General features: G+C 35.9%; 9 protein-coding genes. All 9 read left to right on the top strand.

Annotated features, from left to right (window positions below; all coding sequences use genetic code 11):
• The first annotated feature begins 7 nt into the window (after positions 1–7).
• The gene (locus tag BLP44_RS18575; protein ID WP_091135091.1) at positions 8–2,467 is read left to right on the top strand and encodes a pectate lyase family protein; all 2,460 of its coding nucleotides are present in this window, start codon (positions 8–10) and stop codon (positions 2,465–2,467) included.
• A gap of 235 nt (positions 2,468–2,702) precedes the next feature.
• Positions 2,703–4,718, top strand: a complete 2,016-nt coding sequence (locus BLP44_RS18570) for an aceric acid hydrolase (protein WP_091135308.1) — start codon at positions 2,703–2,705, stop codon at positions 4,716–4,718.
• Positions 4,719–4,904: 186 nt separating this feature from the next.
• Positions 4,905–5,891 (top strand): pectinesterase family protein, encoded by a 987-nt coding sequence (locus BLP44_RS18565; protein ID WP_091135306.1) that lies wholly within the window; start codon positions 4,905–4,907, stop codon positions 5,889–5,891.
• Positions 5,892–6,563: 672 nt separating this feature from the next.
• Entirely contained in the window at positions 6,564–9,893 is a 3,330-nt protein-coding gene (locus tag BLP44_RS18560; RefSeq protein ID WP_091135089.1) for a SusC/RagA family TonB-linked outer membrane protein, read from the top strand.
• A gap of 19 nt (positions 9,894–9,912) precedes the next feature.
• Complete coding sequence (locus BLP44_RS18555) at positions 9,913–11,910, top strand: RagB/SusD family nutrient uptake outer membrane protein (RefSeq protein WP_091135088.1); 1,998 nt, start codon at positions 9,913–9,915, stop codon at positions 11,908–11,910.
• Between the two features lie 102 nt (positions 11,911–12,012).
• Positions 12,013–13,722 carry a polysaccharide lyase gene (locus BLP44_RS18550; RefSeq protein WP_091135086.1) on the top strand — a complete coding sequence of 570 codons (1,710 nt, stop codon included), beginning with the start codon at positions 12,013–12,015 and terminating at the stop codon, positions 13,720–13,722.
• Between the two features lie 104 nt (positions 13,723–13,826).
• Positions 13,827–14,516, top strand: coding sequence for a DUF3826 domain-containing protein (locus BLP44_RS18545; protein WP_091135084.1), 690 nt, complete (start codon positions 13,827–13,829; stop codon positions 14,514–14,516).
• 47 nt (positions 14,517–14,563) lie between these two features.
• Positions 14,564–16,270: a polysaccharide lyase gene (locus BLP44_RS18540; RefSeq protein WP_091135083.1), complete on the top strand. Its 1,707-nt coding sequence runs from the start codon at positions 14,564–14,566 to the stop codon at positions 16,268–16,270.
• A 263-nt stretch (positions 16,271–16,533) separates the two neighbouring features.
• Complete coding sequence (locus BLP44_RS18535) at positions 16,534–19,686, top strand: DUF6298 domain-containing protein (protein ID WP_244511813.1); 3,153 nt, start codon at positions 16,534–16,536, stop codon at positions 19,684–19,686.
• The last annotated feature ends 224 nt before the right edge of the window (positions 19,687–19,910 follow it).

The following is a 19,910-nucleotide window of genomic DNA, read 5'->3' as shown; positions in this document are numbered from 1 at the left end:
AACAAAAATGATTAAGAAATTAATAAGTGGTGCTCTTTTGTCCATACTTTTAACCACAAACGGACAAGCACAATCAGTTCAAAATACTGATAAACAAATTATAAAAGTCGATTTTGACTTTTTTCAAAGAAGATTAGAAGAAGTACATGATCCGAGTTATGATTCTTGGGTGATTAACGAAGGAAAAGAAGCCGAAAAATCATTTAACAATGTGTCATTTAAACTAAAAGGAAACTTCACTTCAAAATGGTACAAAGTCGGAATGAACGCTCCATTTTACAATAAACTAGGAAGCGACGGTTTGGTTACAGCCGAAAATTTAGAATTAAAAATCAGCGGATTGAAAGCTGGAAAACATACACTTTTGACGTTTCATAACGCTTTTGATGTCATTACGGGAAAAACATTTTCTCCGATAAAAATCTTCGTAAACGGAAAACTAGAGGAAACGGTAAATGCAAGTCAAAGGGCTAATGCTAAAGTTGATGCTTCGATGGCGTATATCACTTTTAATACTGAAAAAGGTAAAGATGTAATCGTCCGTTTTGAAATTGACCCGACCTCAAACCCTGATATCGTAAAACAGATCGTAATCAATGGTTTTGAATTGGATACGCCAAACTTAATGAATCAGGCGCGTACTCCAGAACCAAAAAATAGAGATGAACATGTTGAAGTAACCAAAAGTTTACTTTTAAAATGGGATGCTCCAAAAAATGTAGTGGCTCATAAAGTTTATTTTGGAACCGATAAGAATGCGGTAGAAAATGCAACAGAAGCTTCAAAAGAATTTAAGGGAAAACTGACTGAAAAGTCTTTTACGGTTTCTGATTTATACAGCGGCACAACGTATTACTGGAGAGTGGATGAAGTAGATAACAATGGAGAGGTTACTTTAGGAAATGTCTGGTCGTTTAAACCAGCCCAATTGGCTTTTCTGGGAGCTGAAGGTTATGGGCGTTATGCCGTTGGAGGACGAGGCGGAAAAGTAGTAGAAGTAACCAATTTAAATGATGATGGACCGGGAAGTTTACGCGATGCCATCAATCAGGAAATTGGACCTAGAACGATTGTTTTTAATGTTTCGGGGAATATAAAACTGGCTTCAAGATTGGTTGTAAATCAGCCTTATATTACCATTGCAGGACAAACCGCTCCTGGAGAAGGAATTACAATTAGCAGGGCGCCAATCGGATTAACAGGAAATGATGGTGTAATCCGATTTTTAAAGGTAAGAATTGGTGGCGGAACGACTTTTGACGGAATGGGATTAACGGGTGCCGATTATAGTATTATTGATCATTGCTCAATCAGCTGGACGATCGATGAATCGTTTAGTTCGCGTGGCGCGCATCATATTACATTGCAAAGAACTTTAATTTCGGAAGCTTTAAACGTGGCTGGCCATGATAAATATGAAGCAGGAAAAATGCATGGTTATGCTGCTACAATTGGCGGTGATATTGGTAGTTTTCATCACAATTTACTGGCTCATAATTACGGACGAAACTGGAGTATTGGCGGTGGTTTAAGCGGTGATGGATTTTATACAGGAAGATTAGATATCACTAATAACGTAGTTTACAACTGGGGAAAAAGAACAACTGACGGCGGTGCAAACGAGGTGAATTTTGTCAATAATTATTATAAGCCAGGTGCTTCGACAGGAATTTTTGTGGCGTTAAATGCACAGCACGAAGGCGTAGGGAAAGGTATGCAGCGTTATTATTTTGATGGAAATGTGATGCCAGGTTATTTTGACGAAAAATCTCAGGAGAAAGGGAGAAAATCTACTGTAACCAATAAAGAAAAAGTGGAATATGAGACTTTCGTAGACAAGCCATTTTTCCCTTCTCATGTAAATACACAATCTGCTAAAGGAGCTTATAAAAATGTGCTTTCAGATGTTGGGGCGAATCAGCCATTTTTTGACAAACACGATAATAGAATCATTGATGAAACTTTAAAAGGAACTTTCACTTACAAGGGCAGTAAAAGCGGTTTAGGAGGAATGATCGATAACGAACAAGATGCAGGTCGATGGCCAAATTTTGCGTCAGAAACTCGTCCAGCAGACTGGGATACCGATCATGACGGTTTGCCAAATTGGTGGGAAAAAGCTTTTGGGTTAAACGAAAATTCGAAAGCTGGAGATTTCTCAGATGCCAATCAAGATAATGACAAAGACGGATTTACTCAATTAGATAATTATTTAGACTGGCTGGCTCAGCCTCATTATTTTATCAATTTAAAAGATAAAAAGGTTTTAAATGCAGGAGATTATTTCAAAGGTTTTGAAAATAAACCTGTTTACACTTTTTCTGATGTTAAAAACGGAAAAGTAAGTTTAAAAGGAAAAGAAATTCAGTTTACAGCTTCAGATAAAGGTTTCGCTTCTTTCGTAGTAACGGTAAAAGATGCAGACGGAGATTCTATGAGCAGAACCATTAATTTCTTTGTTAAGTAAAGAGATTTCACGCAGATTTAGCTGATTTAGGCAGATCTGCGCAGATTTTATTTATAAAGAAAAATCAAAAAATAATCTGCTAAAATCTGTTGAATCTGCGTGAAAAAATAGACTGCAGAATAGAAGATTATAATAGATTAAAAAAGAAAAATAAATCAGCACAATCTGCTAAATCTGCGGGAAAAATTAATCTCCCGCAGATTTGGCAGATCTAGCAGATAAAATTAATATCAAAATGAAAAAGAATATCATTATCTCAAGTTTGTTTCTTTCAACCGTAATTTTTGCTCAGGACAAAGGTTTGGTTGCGAACTCACAAAGTCCGTATTCGAAATTACAAAGCGTAGGCTTACAAGATGTAAGATGGACAAACGGTTTTTGGAAAGAACAATTTGATGTAGAAACCAAAAATACCTTGCCGTACATGTGGGATTTGTATCATAGTGAAACATCTCATGCCTATAAAAACTTTGAGATTGCAGCAGGATTAAGCAAAGGAACTTTCAAAGGACCTTCGTTTCATGATGGTGATTTCTATAAGATTTTTGAAGGAATGGCAGCGACTTATGCTGTTACAAAAGATAAAAAACTCGATGCCGAAATGGATAAGGCTATTGCGCTTTTCGCGAAAGTACAGCGCAAAGACGGTTATATCCATACTCCAGTTTTAATTGACGAACGCTGGGGAACTTTAGGGCCAGAAGAAGTGAAAAAACAACTAGGTTTTGAGAAATACAATATGGGGCATCTAATGACTGCAGCCTGTATTCATTATCGCGCTACGGGAAAAACAAATTTCTTGAATATTGCCAAAGGTGTTGCCGATTTCTTGTACGATTTTTATAAAAAAGCTTCGCCAGAATTAGCGCGAAATGCGATCTGTCCATCCCATTATATGGGAATCGTCGAAATGTACAGAACGGTAAAAGATCCGAAATATTTAGAATTAGCTAATAATCTGATTGACATTCGCGGAACTACAAGCGACGGAACTGATGATAATCAGGATAGAGTACCGTTTAGACAGCAGACTACGGCAATGGGTCACGCGGTGAGAGCGAATTATCTGTATGCAGGAGTTGCTGATTTGTACGCAGAAACAGGAGAAAAGAAATTATTAAACAATCTAGAATCAATTTGGGATGATGTAACTTATCGTAAAATGTACATCACAGGAGGCTGCGGCTCTTTATATGATGGTGTTTCTCCAGACGGAACTTCTTATGATCCATCTGTCGTTCAGAAAATTCATCAGGCTTACGGAAGACCTTTTCAATTGCCAAATGCAACGGCTCACACAGAAACTTGTGCGAATATTGGAAACGTTTTATGGAACTGGAGAATGCTTCAAATTACAGGAGATGCTAAATATGCTGATATTGTAGAATTGGCACTTTACAACAGTGTACTTTCGGGAATGAATTTAGAAGGAGATAAATTCTTATACAACAATCCGTTGAATGTTTCTAACGATCTGCCGTTTCACCAAAGATGGGGAAATGTTCGTGAAGGGTATATCGCTTTATCCAACTGCTGTGCGCCAAACGTAACCAGAACCGTTGCCGAAGTTGGAAACTACGCTTATAATCTTTCAAAAGATGGTTTGTATGTGAATTTGTATGGAAGCAATACTTTGAATACAAAGACATTAAATGGAGAAACTTTAGAAATTGAACAGCAGACTAATTATCCTTGGGACGGAAAAGTAACTTTGAAAATTGTAAAAGCTCCGAAACATTTACAGAATTTCTTTTTAAGAATTCCAGGTTGGAGTCAGAATGCGGAAGTTTCGGTAAATAATTCAAAAATTACGGATAAAATCGTCTCTGGAACTTATCTGCAATTAAATCAAAAATGGAAAAAAGGAGATGTTATTGAATTGAATCTTCCAATGCCAGTGGAATTAATGGAAGCCAATCCTTTAGTAGAAGAAGTTAAAAATCAGGTTGCAGTAAAAAGAGGACCTTTAGTGTATTGTTTAGAATCAAATCAATTGCCAGCAAATTCAAGCGTAAACGATGTGATTTTAAATTTGAATTCTGATTTTAAAACTGATTTTACGGAATTGAAAAACAGAAAATTAGTTACCATTGAAGCGACTTCGAAAATTGCCTCTGATAATTCTTGGAATAAAACGCTTTATAAACCTATTTCAACAAAAGGCGGAAAATCGGTAACTGTAAAATTGATACCGTATTTTGCGTGGGGAAACAAAGGACAGGGAGAAATGACGGTTTGGATGTCGCATTAAGTTTTGTACGCAGATGAAACGGATTGCCCGTGACAAAACGCGGATTTAAACGGATTTTTAATTTATTGAAATACAATCATCTTTGTCAAAGTTTTAAACTTTGACAAAGATTTTTTGCAGTAACCATAAAGTTTGTTATTTCTCCTTCGTCGAAATGACAAAATAGACTGGAAAAAACAAAAACACATGAAATACATCCTAACCTTATTTTTAATAACAAAAATTTCCCTATTAGCTCAAACGCTCGATAACAAGTTAGCATTAACCGTTGCCCAAGATGGCTCAGGAGATTTCAAAACGATTCAAGAAGCGATAAATAATGTAAAAGACAATTCAGAAAAACGAGTTATAATAACTATAAGGCCCGGAAAATATGTGGAGAAATTGGAAATTCCGGTTTCTAAAACATTCATAACCTTAAAGGGAACAGACAGAAATAAAACCATAATTTCATTTGATGATTATTCTGGAAAACCACTTCGTGAACCAGATCCATCAGGTAAAAAAGAATTTGGAACATCAACTTCCTATTCTTTTTTAATTAAAGGAAATGACTGCACTCTTGAAAATCTTACTGTCGAAAATACTGCCGGTAGAGTAGGACAGGCGGTTGCACTACACATTAAAAGTGATAGAGTTATAGTGAAAAACTGCAATCTTTTGGGGAATCAGGATACGCTTTATTTATCAGAAGGAAATACCAGAACTTATTTTGAAAACTGTTTTATTAACGGAACAACCGATTTTATTTTTGGAGCCGCAACTGCTTACTTTTATAAATGTACTATCGAAAGTTTAATAAATTCTTATATCACAGCTGCTTCAACGCCCAAAGGACAAGCTTACGGTTTTGTTTTTGTAGATTGTAAATTAACTGCAAAAGACAAATCAGTAGATAAAGTGTTTTTAGGAAGACCTTGGAGACCTTATGCGCAAACTGTTTTCATTAATACAGATTTAGGTTCTCACATTATTCCCGAAGGCTGGAATGCTTGGATTGATTCGCGATTTCCTGATAAAGATAAAACAGCTTATTATGCTGAATATGGAAGTAAAGGTGCGAGTGCAAAAAGTATTTCGCAACGAGTGTCATGGTCTCATCAGCTAAAAAAAGAAGATATTCAAAAATACAGTAGAGATTCAGTTTTAAACAGTTGGAATCCGAATAAGTAAAATAATTTTTCAATAAAATAAAGTAAGCTCGCTAAATATAGGATTTGGCGGGCTTTTTCTATTTTTATTTTAAAATGAAAGAGCAGAAATTAGTCGTTTACATTTTGTTGGTCAGAATTTACGTTTAAAAAAATAGTCTTTTATTAAAAAATATTAATGTTTTTTTTGGAGTTGGGTGCAAGTGTCCTGTGGCTTATTTTGTAAGTTTTTTAAAGTAAAAAAAATATACTTTGAGTATTTTTCTCTATCGTTTTCGTAAAAAATCGTATTTTATAAGCTGTTATTTATCAGATGTTATCATGTTGAGTTTTGAAGAATATATACTATATGTTTATTTTTGATAACAATCTTATTGTTTTTTATTCAAAATGTGTTTGTATATTTTATTTTAAGCAAACAATTGTCTTAATTATTTTGGTTCGTCTATTTTTTCCATTCGTTTTTTATTAATATTGTTTTTTTTGAGTTATTTTTTTTGAAATAACATGATTAAAACAGGATAGAGCAGGACGGTAATAATGTGTCATCATCATATTTTTGGAATACTAAAATAAATGTGTTTTAGACATTTAATAAAATTAATTTAAGATTCCGTTAATAAAAATTTTATTAATAGCTGGGGCACATTAAACATGACTAACTAACATTAATAACCTAACCAAAAAAACATTTATGAAACAAGCACTTATAAAAAGATGTAGTTTTCTTTTGTTTACACTGATGAGTGTATTGAGTTATGCTCAAAGTAATCAAGTTACAGTAACTGGAGCTGTTACAGATAATGTATCAGGGCTTCTTCCAGGAGTAAACGTAACAGAGAAATCTACAAAGAATACAGTTACAACAGATTTTAATGGTAAGTATCAGATTAAAGTAAAACCAGGTGCTACTTTGGTATTTTCATTTATTGGAATGAAAAAATTAGAAATTCCAGTTAACGGCCGTGCAATAGTAGACGCAAAATTATCTGAAGATTCTAATGTACTGGATGATATTGTTGTTGTTGCATACGGTACACAGAAAAAAAATAATATTACGGGAGCTATTGCAACTTTAAAACCAGACGATTTTCAGGATTTACCTGTGTCAAATTTATCAGAGTCATTAAGAGGTTTGACTCCTGGTGTAAGCGTATCAGGAGGATCTACTCGTCCAGGCGATGCTGCATCTCTTCAGATACGTCAAACTTTTGGATTTTCAAAAGATGGTAACTCAAATATTCCATTAATCGTTATTGACGATATGGTACAGGTTGATCCACAGAACGGAAAACCTACTTTAGATACCTTTAATCAATTGGACCCTTCAGAAATTGAAAGTATAACAGTTTTAAAGGATGGTTCTGCAGCTATTTACGGATCAAGAGCCTCACAAGGAGCGGTTATAGTAAAGACAAAGAGAGGAAAATCAGGAAAAACAAAATTTACTTACTATAGCCAATATGCGATCAACGATGCTGTAAGCCATAGCAAAACAATGGATGCGTATGAGCATGGAATTTGGAAAAACCGTTTCTTAAATTCTAATTTGGAAGCTGATAAATCAAAATACTTTTCTGCAGCAGAGCTTGAGCAAATGAAAGGTTTAGATTATGATTGGCTTAAAAAGGCATGGAAACCTGCAATTCAGCAAAGACAGTCAATCTCTGCAAGTGGTGGTACTGAAAAAGCAACTTACTTTGCAGGTGTTACCTACTTTGATCAAGGTGCTAACTTAGGAGAGCAAGATTATAAAAAATGGAATTTTAGAACAGGAACGAATATTAAAATCTCTCAGGATTTAGAGTTTTCTGCTTCAGTTTCGGCTATTACAACAGACGTTAATAAATCGTTCTCTAAAGCTTCAGCAAACTTAAATGATAGCAGTTTTGGTTCGGCAGCAGGAGGTGAACAAGCAGATTATGCTTATTTATTGCACATGCCAAAATATATTCCGTGGGATACTACCGTAAATGGTAAAACCTATTGGATGTCTCCGTTTCCACGTACAGATCGTAACTTAGGAAGTGCGAACTCTAATACAACTATTGCAGGATGGAACTATTTTGCTGGCTTAGATGCTGGAAAACAGATAGAAGAGCAGTTTTCATATAATGTAAATTTATCTTTAGAATATAAAGTACCATTCTTAAAAGGTTTAAGTTTAAAAGGAAGCTTTGCAAGAAGCCAATCTAGCAATTACACAGAGCAATATCAATTGCCTTATGATTTAGCTAGAATAACAAATTATCAATTAGCTGATAATCACTTAGAAAATCCTAATTCTATATATGCTGTTGAAACGAATATTCGCGGATCAAGAGTTTATTATACTACAGATTTGGATAAATTAATTCAAGCTAACTTTTTTGCAACATACGCAAGAACATTTGGAAATCATAATGTATCAGCTATGTTTGGATATGAGCAATCAGAAGCATGGAACAAAAATGTTCGTTTAGCTTATGAAGGAACTTCAAAAGACTTTTTAGGCAATAGTACGACTGCTGGTCCTATTAGTACTAACTCACAAGCTGTAAAGGTGGAGTCAGGTACTCAGTCTTACTTAGGGCGTTTGAACTATAGTTTTAAAGACAAATATCTTGTTGAATTTATCTTTAGAAGTGATGCTTCTACAAAATTTGCTCCTCAAAATTACTGGGGATTCTTCCCAGGCGCGCAATTAGGTTGGGTTGTGTCTAAAGAAGATTGGTTTACTGATAATGTTTCTTGGATAAATAACTTGAAATTGCGTTATTCAATTGGAAAAACTGGTAAGGATAATATTGACTATTGGAGATGGTTACAATTTTATGAGCCATTGCCAGATAAAGGAGTTCAATTTGGATCGAATGGTGGTCTTTTAGGAGGTGGAATCACGCCACGTCCAAATCCAAATGAGAACGTACATTGGGACACTACTATCAAAAATAACTTTGGTATAGACGTATCTTTCTTGAAAAACAGATTGGCAGTTTCAGCAGATTTTTACTATGATAAATCTACAGATATGTTGATTGGATTGGCTGGAGAAGCTGGAACTCCGATTACTGTGGGAGGTGGTTTTGCAGAGGTTAATTATGCAGCTATCGATGCTTGGGGATCTGAATTTAGTTTAAACTGGAATGATAAGATAAAAGATAATTTCAGCTATAGTGTTGGAGTGAACTTTGGATTTTCAAATAACGAAGTTAAAAAATACCCAGATTTAGCAAGAACAGATGCAAATACTAATATAACAGAGGTTGGTTCTTCTACCTATTTTCCAACATATGGATTTAAAACTTGGAAAGGAACTTCAACAGGTGATGGTATTTTAAGAACAGACGAGGATGTTACAAACTATTGGAACTATTTGACAGAAAGAGCAACAGCGGTTGGAGGTGTTCCAACGTATATGGGAATCAATAACGTTACCGCAATGCGCAAAGGTATGTTGGCTTATGAAGATACAGCAGGTGTCTATAATGCTACAACCGGAACTCAAGCAGGTGCTGACGGAAGAATTATGAGAAACGAAGATTATGTTAAATTGGCAAACAATAGCAGAGTTTACGGTTTTACAACTAACTTAGGATTCAAGTATAAAACAGTTTATTTCAAAACTCAAATTCAAACTTCTTGGGGCGGTTACAGAGCTATCGATTTAGTAAAACAAGGGACTTCATCTGCTCATAATGACTGGGCACACGAATCTTTCTGGACAGATATGTATGATGCTACTGATAACCCTAATGGTAAATATCCGAACATGGCACAACAAGATTATATTTTTGCTCCATCTGATTTTTGGCAATTGGATACCTTTAGATGTGTAGTTAGAAATTTGACTGTAGGATTTGAACTTCCAAGAGAAGCAATGAAACAGATAAATATTCAAAAAGCTACTTTAGGTATAACAGGTAATAACCTTTGGGATTTGTATAACCCTTATCCAGATCATTATAGAAATATGTATGATGATTCAGCTTCTAGATATCCAACTCTTAGAACTTGGTCAATTAATTTGAATGTATCATTCTAATTTTAATTAAAAAACAATTATGAAAGCAAAATTTTCTACATATATTACAATGATACTTTTAATGGTATTAGGAGTTTCATGCAGTGATGACTTTTTAGAAGACAAAAAACAATATAAGTATTACGATGCAGAGTTTTTTCAAAGTGAAGAACGTGTCAACTGGTACGTAAACAATTTATATTACGATTTTTATGATGGTTATAAAACGCCTACAGCAGTAGTAGTTGGATCTTTTACCACTACTCAAACCACTTATACAGAAGAGATTGGTGGAATTTCTGCAATGATTAATCCAAATATCACTTTGGAGAATGCATCTGATGGATCAGGCTATTTCGGAAAAACATTAGTAGAAAATCCTTCTAATGATCCTTACAACAGAATTAGAGATATTAATGTAATGTTGGAGAGAATTGATGTAGACGGAGCCAACTTAAGTCAGACATTCCGTGATCAGATTAAAGGGCAAATGTATTACTTACGTGGAATTCAATATTTTGATTTAATGCGTACTTATGGTGGTGTTCCAATCGTAACAACAGTTCAGACGCCTTCTAAAGATGATCCATCTATCAAAATACCAAGAGCAACAGTTACAGAAGTAGTGAATCAAATTGTAGCAGATTTAGATCAAGCTGCAGCTTTATTGCCACGTACATGGCCTGCGAGTGACTATGGTCGTTTTACAAAAGGAGCAGCAATGGCTCAAAAATCACGTGTTTTATTAACTTACGCTAGTCCATTATTCAATAAAAATTGGGATTCGTCAACAGAACGTTGGGATGCAGCTTTAGCAGCTGGATTGGCAGCTGAAACAGAATTGTCTGCAGCAGGAAATAGCTTATACGGTTCGACAGCAAGAGATTGGGAAAGAATGTTTTATGTTAATGATAATGCATTTATTTCAGAGGCTATTGTTGTAAAGCTTTTAGCAAGCAGCACTACGGTTACTACGTCTTTGCAGTCTAATAACTCTTGGGAAAGATCAATCCGTTTGGCTAGCCAAGGTGGACAAGCAGGAGCAGGTGTTAAAGCTCCAAAAAGTATGATTGATTTATTTCCTATGGCAAGCGGAAAAAGACCAACTGCAGCGAATAATTATGATCCATTCTTATTTTTTAAAGATCGTGATCCACGTTTTTACAGAACATTTGCTTTCTCAGGAAGCTACTGGCCTTACAATAATAGCTTATCTACAGCTGCGGCGCCTACTGTTTGGGCATACCGCTGGTCAACGAATGCTACTACAGGTGTAGCCTTCAGTATGGGTAATGATGTGCCAAGCCCAGCTTTTATTCGTAAAATGTCAAGTCCTACAGTTAGTAATGCATCTAACTTCCAACTTTCTGGAACAGATATTATCGAATATCGTTTTGCAGAGTTAATATTGAATATTGCAGAATGTTATGCTGCAAGAGGGGATATCGGAAATGCAGTTAGTTATTTAGGTAGAATTCGTAAACGTGTGGGAATTCCTGCAACAGATAATTACGGAATTGGAACATTAGGAGACAAATATGCAGCTCTTGAAGCTTGTTTATATGAGCGCAGAGTGGAGTTAGCTTACGAAGGAAAACGTTTTTGGGATACTCAAAGATGGATGCTTTACAGCGACGATGCTGCAATTAACGACCAAACTAATGCTAAACTTGGTATTCCAGTTATAAATGGCACGCAGCGTATTGGTAATTATTTACACTACAAAAACGGAACTAGTCCAGCAGGTACAGATCCATTAGCTTCTGCTCGTGCTTCTATTTCTGTAGATCCAGATGCTGCAAACTTCCAAACTCAAATTAATGCTTTAGCTACGTTCTATACTAATAATTTCGAATTGCGTTCTCCTCCAACACCTATGGATAACGTTAGTGGTGTAGCCACTCCTATTTCTTGGAAATCAAATTATTATGTAATGGGACTTAATCAAAGTGCATTGGTGAGCAACCCATGGCTGACACAAACCATCGGATGGAAAGACGGCAATGGAGCTGCTGGAACATACAACTACCAAGATTAAATTTAAAAAAAAACAGAAATTACATATCAAGCTTTTCACCTGTATTTGTCAAAAAAATACAGGTGATTTGTTTAAAAAGAATTACCACAACTAGAAATTAACATGAAAAATTCCGCATTATTTATCGCATCTCTGCTTTTTTTAGGAAGCGCAAAATGTTTTGCTCAATATCCGAAGATAAGTCCAGAAGTTCAAGCTCAGGAAAAAGCAATTAAAGAAGAAGCGCAAAGACTTTCTGATGAAGCTTGGGCAAAAGCTTTAGTAGTTATTGAAGAAGAAGCAAAACATGGGAAACCTTATATTCCGTGGGCAGCAAGACCAACTGATTTACCTCAAGCTGAAATTCCAGCTTTCCCAGGTGCCGAAGGTGGCGGAATGTACACATTTGGAGGCCGTGGCGGAAAAGTATACACCGTTACAAGTTTGGAAGATCGTGGGTCTGGAACTTTGCGCGAAGCTTGCGAACAGGGAGGTGCAAGAATTGTGGTATTTAATGTTGCTGGAATTATCAGATTAAAAAGTCCGTTGATTATTCGTGCGCCATACATTACAATTGCAGGACAGACAGCTCCTGGTGATGGTATTTGTATAGCTGGAGAGTCAACTTGGATTGATACGCATGACGTAATTATCAGACACGTACGATTCCGTCGTGGAGAAACTTTCGTAGGACGCCGTGATGATGCAATTGGTGGAAATCCTGTCGGAAATATCATGATCGATCACGTTTCCGCAACTTGGGGATTAGATGAAAACATGTCAATTTACAGACATATGTACAATCCAGGGCCAGGTTATCCAGATATTAAAGTGGGAACGGTAAATATTACTATCCAAAATAGTTTATTCGGAGAAGCTTTGGATACTTACAATCATGCTTTTGGAAGTACTTTAGGAGGAGAAAACTGTTCTTTCATGAGAAATATGTGGGCCAACAATGCAGGAAGAAACCCTTCTATTGGATGGAACGGAATTTTCAATTTTGTAAATAATGTCGTTTTCAACTGGTATAACAGATCAACAGACGGTGGAGATTATACTGCAAATTACAACATCATTAACAACTTCTACAAACCAGGTCCTGTAACCGATTTGACACAGCCAATCAGCTACAGAATCTTAAAACCAGAATCAGGAAGAAGCAAATTGCCTTATATGGTTTTTGGTAGAGCTTATGTAAATGGAAACGTTATTAATGGAAACGAAAAAGTTACTAAAGATAACTGGGACGGCGGAATTCAGCTAGAAAATAAAAAAGGTGAGTTGATGACGTATGACGAGGCAAAAGAATACTTCGCCAAAATGAAAGTGAATAAACCCTTCCCAATGCCATGGTTCAACAAATTTATGACTGCTGAAGATGCTTATGAATTTGTTCTTAAAAATGTTGGAGCGACTCTTCCAATAAGAGATAAAGTAGATGAAAGAATTGTAAGAACTGTAAAAACTGGAGTTCCTGAATATGCAAAAGGATTAGAGAAAAAAACTTTCTACCAATTTGAACACAGACGTCTACCGATGGATTCTTATAAAAAAGGAATTATCACTGATATTTCGCAAGTGGGCGGCTATCCAGAATACAAAGGGAAACCGTATGTAGATACAGACAAAGACGGAATGCCTGATGCATGGGAGAAAAAATACGGTTTAAACCCGAACGACCCATCTGATGCGCAAGGAGATTTAAACGGAGACGGATACACTAATATCGAAGATTATATCAACGGTGTAAATCCTGCGATAAAAGTAGACTGGAAAGATTTGGCTAATAACAAAGAAACATTAGTTAGACCTTTATTAGATTTAAAATAAGAAAAACTGAAATAATTGTTTAACACATAGAAACATAGAATTTTAATATAAAAAAGGAAATAAAAGAAAATCTATGCTTCTATGTGTTTAAAAAAACAAAGACAATGGCACTAAATAAAATAAACGCAGGCTTGTTATCGCTGGTTTTTGCATTTTCAACTTTAAATGCGCAACAGCATTTAGATCCTGAATATGTAAAGGTTACCAACGAAAGAGCTGCGAAAATCGTTACCAAATTAGATTTGAAAAACGAAGCTAAAGAAAAAGCGGTTTCAAACATTATTGCACAACAATTCAGAGATTTAAGTGAAATTCAGGACGGAAGGGACGCTGAAATCAAAAAAGTAAAAGAAGACACCTCTTTAGCTAAAGAAGATCAAAACAAGAAAATTGATAAACTGAAAGCAAAAGCTGACGAGTCAATTGCCAAACTGCACAAATCTTATATCAAAAAATTAGGTAAAGAATTATCAGAAGAAAAAATTACTGAGGTTAAAGACGGAATGACGTATGGTGTTCTTCCAATCACAGTAGCGGGTTACAATGACATGCTTCCAAACTTAACAGCAGAACAAAAAGATTATATCTACAAAGCTTTAGTAGAAGCCAGAGAACATGCAATGGACGCAGGTTCTTCTAAAGAAAAACACGGCTGGTTTGGTAAGTACAAAGGAAGAATCAACAATTATTTATCAAAACAAGGTTACGATTTAAACAAAGAAAGTGCTGATTGGCACAAACGTATTGAAGAAAGAGAAAAGAATAAAGCAAAAGATTCTACTGCAAAAGAATAATCTCTGACACTTTACACCAAAAACTATTAACTAGACCACACAATACAATGCAAAATATTTTTCCCAACCGCACTTTAAAGAGAACCTTAATGGCTTTTTCATTTTGCTCGCTTGTTTCGTCGGCATATGCCCAATATCCCGTAATTCCAAAAGATGTTCAAGCAAAAGCCGATGCTATTTTAGCTGATGAAGAAAAAAGACTGAGCGAAATCTGGAATGCTAATCTGCATATAATCAAAGAAGAAGCAAAGCAAGGAAAACCTTATTTACCTTGGGCTTCATATCCAAAAGATTTTGTTCAGGCAGATATTCCTGCTTTCCCAGGTGCAGAAGGCGGTGGCGCATACACACAAGGCGGACGTGGCGGAAAAATATTTGTGGTAACGAGTTTAGAAGACAGCGGAAAAGGAACTTTCCGTGAAGCTTGCGAAGCAGTTGGAGCAAGAACAATCGTATTCAATGTTTCAGGAATAATTCAGTTGAAAAAAAGAATCAGCATGCGTGCGCCATATGTAACGATTGCTGGGCAAACGGCTCCTGGTGACGGAATCTGTATTGCAGGGGAAACTCTAGAAATCGATACACATGATGTTATCATCAGACACATGCGTTTTAGACGTGGCGCTACAGAAGTTACCAGAAGAGACGATGCATTAGGCGGAAATCCGATGGGAAATATTATCGTTGACCATTGTTCAGTAAGCTGGGGGCTTGACGAAAATATTTCTTTATACAGACATCAATTTGCAGCTAATGCAAAATCAAAATTGGAAAAACTGCCAGCTTGTAATATCACGATTCAAAACACCATTTCATCAGAAGGTTTAGATACGTACAATCATGCTTTCGGAAGTACAATTGGCGGATTAAATAGTACTTTTATGCGCAACTTATGGGCTGACAACATTTCTAGGAATGCTTCTATCGGAATGTATGGCGACTTTAATTTTGTGAATAACGTAGTATTCAATTGGTGGAACCGTACCTTAGATGGCGGTGATTATCGTTCGATGTTGAACATCATCAACAACTATTTTAAACCTGGGCCAATTACACCGCAGAACGAGCCTATTGCATATAGAATTGTAAAACCAGAATCTGGTTATATTGAACCAAAACAATACGGAAGAGCTTATGTTTCAGGAAACTTCATTGTAGGTTCACCTGAAGTTACAGCAGACAACTGGAATGGCGGCGTGCAGTTGGAAAATCTTCCAGAAGCAGAAACGGCAGCATTTTTAGCAGCAATCAAACAGCCAAAACCTTTTTCAATGCCAGCATTCAAAATTATGGGAGCTGAAGAAGCATACGAATATGTTTTAGCGAATGTTGGAGCCACAATACCAAAAAGAGATGCTGTCGATGAACGTGTTATCAAACAAGTTCGTACAGGAAAAATCGAAGTGAAAGACGGTTTAGAAAATAACATCGGAAAAGAATATATCAAAAGAAGATTACCAGCTGACTCTTATAAAAAAGGAATTATAACACATCCTGACCAAGTTGGCGGATATCCAACTTACAAAGGAAAAGCGTATAAAGATTCAGACAATGACGGAATTCCAGATGCATGGGAGAAAAAATACGGTTTAAATCCGAATGATGCTTCAGATGCTAATAAAGATGCAAATGGAGACGGATATACCAATATCGAAAAGTATTTTAACGGAATCGATCCAACCAGCAAAACAGATTGGACGAAAATCGAAAATAATACGGATACTTTGGCGAAATTAAAATCTTTATTGCAATAGAAAAATTAGAAAGACCTAACAGGTTTTTAAAACCTGTTAGGTCTCTTAAATGCAATATCCGCTTAGTTTGTCATTTCGACGATGGAGAAATCTTCGCAAGAAACTCCACAAAGTATATCAATCTTTTGCGATATAGCAACGAAGATTTCTCCTTCGTCGAAATGACAAGATTGGAGAAAATAGGATTTTATAAATTTATTGTTCTTTAAAAGGTTAATTTTAAGAATATAAAATCTAAACTCTGAAATTTAAAATAAGAAAAAGTGAATTTCAATCAATTACAAAATATAGTTTCTTCTTATAAAAACGCATTTTCATTAATGTGTATCACTCTTTTCATTAGCGGAAACATCACAGCCCAAAACACTTTCCCAGACATCGTTAAAAACAAAGAAGGAAAACTTTCTTTCACAACAGATAATCAAGGAAATCAAATTCCAGACTTTTCTTTTGCAGGATATAAAAACTCAGAATTTGCAATTCCGAATCTGGATAACAAAATTTTTGTTTCCCAGCAAGAAGAAGATGCAACTCAGAAAATCCAAAATGCAATTGATTATGTGAGTTCTCTAAAACCAGATAAATCAGGTTTTCGCGGAGCGGTTTTGTTAGATAAAGGAACTTTCAAAATCAGCGGAACATTATACATCAGAAAATCAGGAGTTGTTTTAAGAGGAAGCGGTAATAACGAAAACGGAACTGTACTTTTAGGAACGGGATTAGAAAGAGAAGCCTTAATTAGAATTTTAGGGGTAAACGATAAAGTGTATAAAGATTCATTTGAATTTGCAAATGCTTACACACCGCTTGGAGCTCAGAAAATCCAATTAAAAAACACAGCAAAATTAAAAGTTGGTGACGAAATCGAAATCAGTAAACCTTTAACGGATAATTTCATTAAAGAAGTAAACATGCAGGATTTCGGCGGAGAAACTTCTTGGATTGGCTGGAAAAAAGGAGATTGGACAACAACTTGGAATCGTGTCGTAACTAAAATAAACGGAAACGAAGTAACGGTAAACGCACCAATTACCATGTCTTTGGATGATGTTTTCGGAGTTTCAAAAGTAACCGTTTATTCATGGTCGGGAAGAATTGAAAATAGTGGAATTGAAAATATCTTAATAAAATCAACTTACAATGCTTCAAATTTAAAAGACGAAGAACACCGTTGGCAGGCAATAAGTATTGAAAACACTAGAAATGCTTGGGTGAAACAAGTGAATTTCAAACACTTTGCAGGCGGAGCTGTTACGGTTTTAAAAACAAGTCAGCAAATTACGGTTGAAGATTGTATTGCGACAGAGCCTATTTCGGAAATTGCTTCATTTAGAAGACATACTTTTTATACTGAAGGTCAGCAGACATTGTTCCAACGCTGTTATTCAGAATTTGGATATCATGATTTCGCTGTAGGCGGATTTGGAACAACAGGTCCAAATGCGTTTGTTCAGTGTGAATCGCATCTTCCATTTAATAACAGCGGAGCAATCGGAAGCTGGGCAACGGGAGTTTTATTTGACATTGCCAATATTGACGGAAAAGCATTAAGCTACAACAACAGAGAACAAGGCGGAAGAGGAGCTGGATGGACAGCAGCAAATTCTGTAATCTGGGAGTCTTCGGCATCAAAAGTAGAATGTTACAGTCCGCCAACAGCGCAAAATTGGGCTTTTGGAGTTTGGGGACAATTTGGAGGAAATGGACATTGGAAAGATGTAAACGGACATATCAGCCCAAGGAGTTTATTTTATGCGCAGTTAGAAGCCAGATTAGGAAAACTTCCGGTACAACCTTTTATTTATGATTTAGGTTCTGAGCCTTCATCAAGTCCAACAATTGAAGTAGCACAAGAACTGACTAAAAACTCAGCAACAACAGCAAAAAGTTTGCAAGAATGGATTGCAGAAGCTTCAAAAGCAAATCCGATAAACACAGAGAGCAAAGGTTTAAAAAATGCAAATGATTTAAAAGTTGCTCCAAATAAAACAGAAAAATCAACTTCTAAAGTGACAACAGAAAATGGTTGGCTAACTTTTGAAGGAAAAGTAATTGCAGGAAAACAAACCAACGTTGCATGGTGGAGAGGGGATTTAAGTGATGATTTCGTAAACAAATCTACACCACATATCACTCGTTTTGTTCCAGGAAGAACAGGAAACGGATTGACGGACAAAGTACAGGAAACAGTAGATTATTTGACTAAAAATAATATCGTTGCTTTAGAACATAATTATGGGTTATGGTATGACAGAAGAATGGACGATCACGAACGCGTTCGCAGAGTTGATGATGATGTTTGGCCTCCGTTTTACGAACAGCCTTTCGCCAGAAGCGGACAAGATTTCGCTTGGGATCATTTGAGTAAATACGATTTAACAAAATTCAATGATTGGTACTGGAGCCGTTTAGCACAGTTTGCAACGTTTGCAGAACCAAACGGACAATTGTTAATCAATCAGCAATATTTTCAGCACAATATTTTAGAAGCAGGAGCGCACTGGGCAAGTTCACCTTGGCGTTCTGCTAATAATATCAACAGCACAGGTTTTCCAGAACCACCGCCTTACGCAGGAGACAAACGTATTTTCATGGCGGAGCAGTTTTACGATATTACGAATGTTCAAAGAAGAAAATTACACGAAGGTTTCATTAGAAAATCATTCGAAAACTTTCAGGAAAACAGCAACGTAATTCAGTTAACAAGCGCCGAATATACAGGTCCACTTCATTTTATGGAATTTTGGTTAGACCAAGCTCAAAAATGGAAAGACGAAACGGGTAAAAAAGGCTTAATTGGTTTAAGCGCAACAAAAGACGTTCAAGACGCTATTTTAAAGGATGCTAAAAGAGTAAAAACAGTTGATGTAATCGACATTCGTTATTGGTATTACAAAGAAGACGGTTCGGCTTATGCACCGCAAGGAGGTGTAAATTTAGCGCCAAGACAGCACGCTAGAAAATTAAAAACCGGAAAAGAAACAGATAGCCAAGTGTATCGTGCCGTTCGTGAATACCGAGAAAAATATCCAGAAAAAGTCATTTTATATTCAACAGATGGCTCTTCAAGATTCGGATGGCCGGCTTTAATGGCGGGAGCTTCATTGCCAAATATCCCAAAAATTGAATTGCCTCAGTTTTATGCCGCTTTAAGCGAAATGACATTAGTTGACGGAAATACCTTTTCAGACAATCTTTGGAAACTGGAAAACAAAGGAAAAAGCTATCTTTTTTATCAGAAAAACGGCCAAGATATTACAATCGATTTATCAAACGAAAAAGGAACATTTGAAGTATTTGCAATCAATTCATCAACAGGAAATATAACCAAAAAAGCAAACGTCAGCGGAGGAAAGCAAGTCACAATTCCGCAAGCCGAAATAAAAGAAAAAGTGCTTTTTGTAGTAAGAAAGTAAAAGTTTCTTCGCCACGAATTCACGGATTATTTTTAAATAAATCTGCTTAATTTGCCAATCTGCGAGAGTAAAAAATTTTCACGCAGATTTAAAAAGATCAAAGCAGATTCAAAAGATTGTAAAAATTTAATCTGCGCAAATCAGCTAAAATCTGCGAAATCTGCGTGAAAGAAAAACACAAAGTGAATAAAAGTAATTCGTGAATTCGTGGCTATAAAAAAAAT

The organism is Flavobacterium anhuiense, assembly GCF_900101855.1.
Taxonomy (GTDB): Bacteria; Bacteroidota; Bacteroidia; order Flavobacteriales; family Flavobacteriaceae; genus Flavobacterium; species Flavobacterium anhuiense.
Note: the sequence above shows the minus strand (reverse complement) of the source record. Positions and strands in the feature narration are given on the sequence as shown.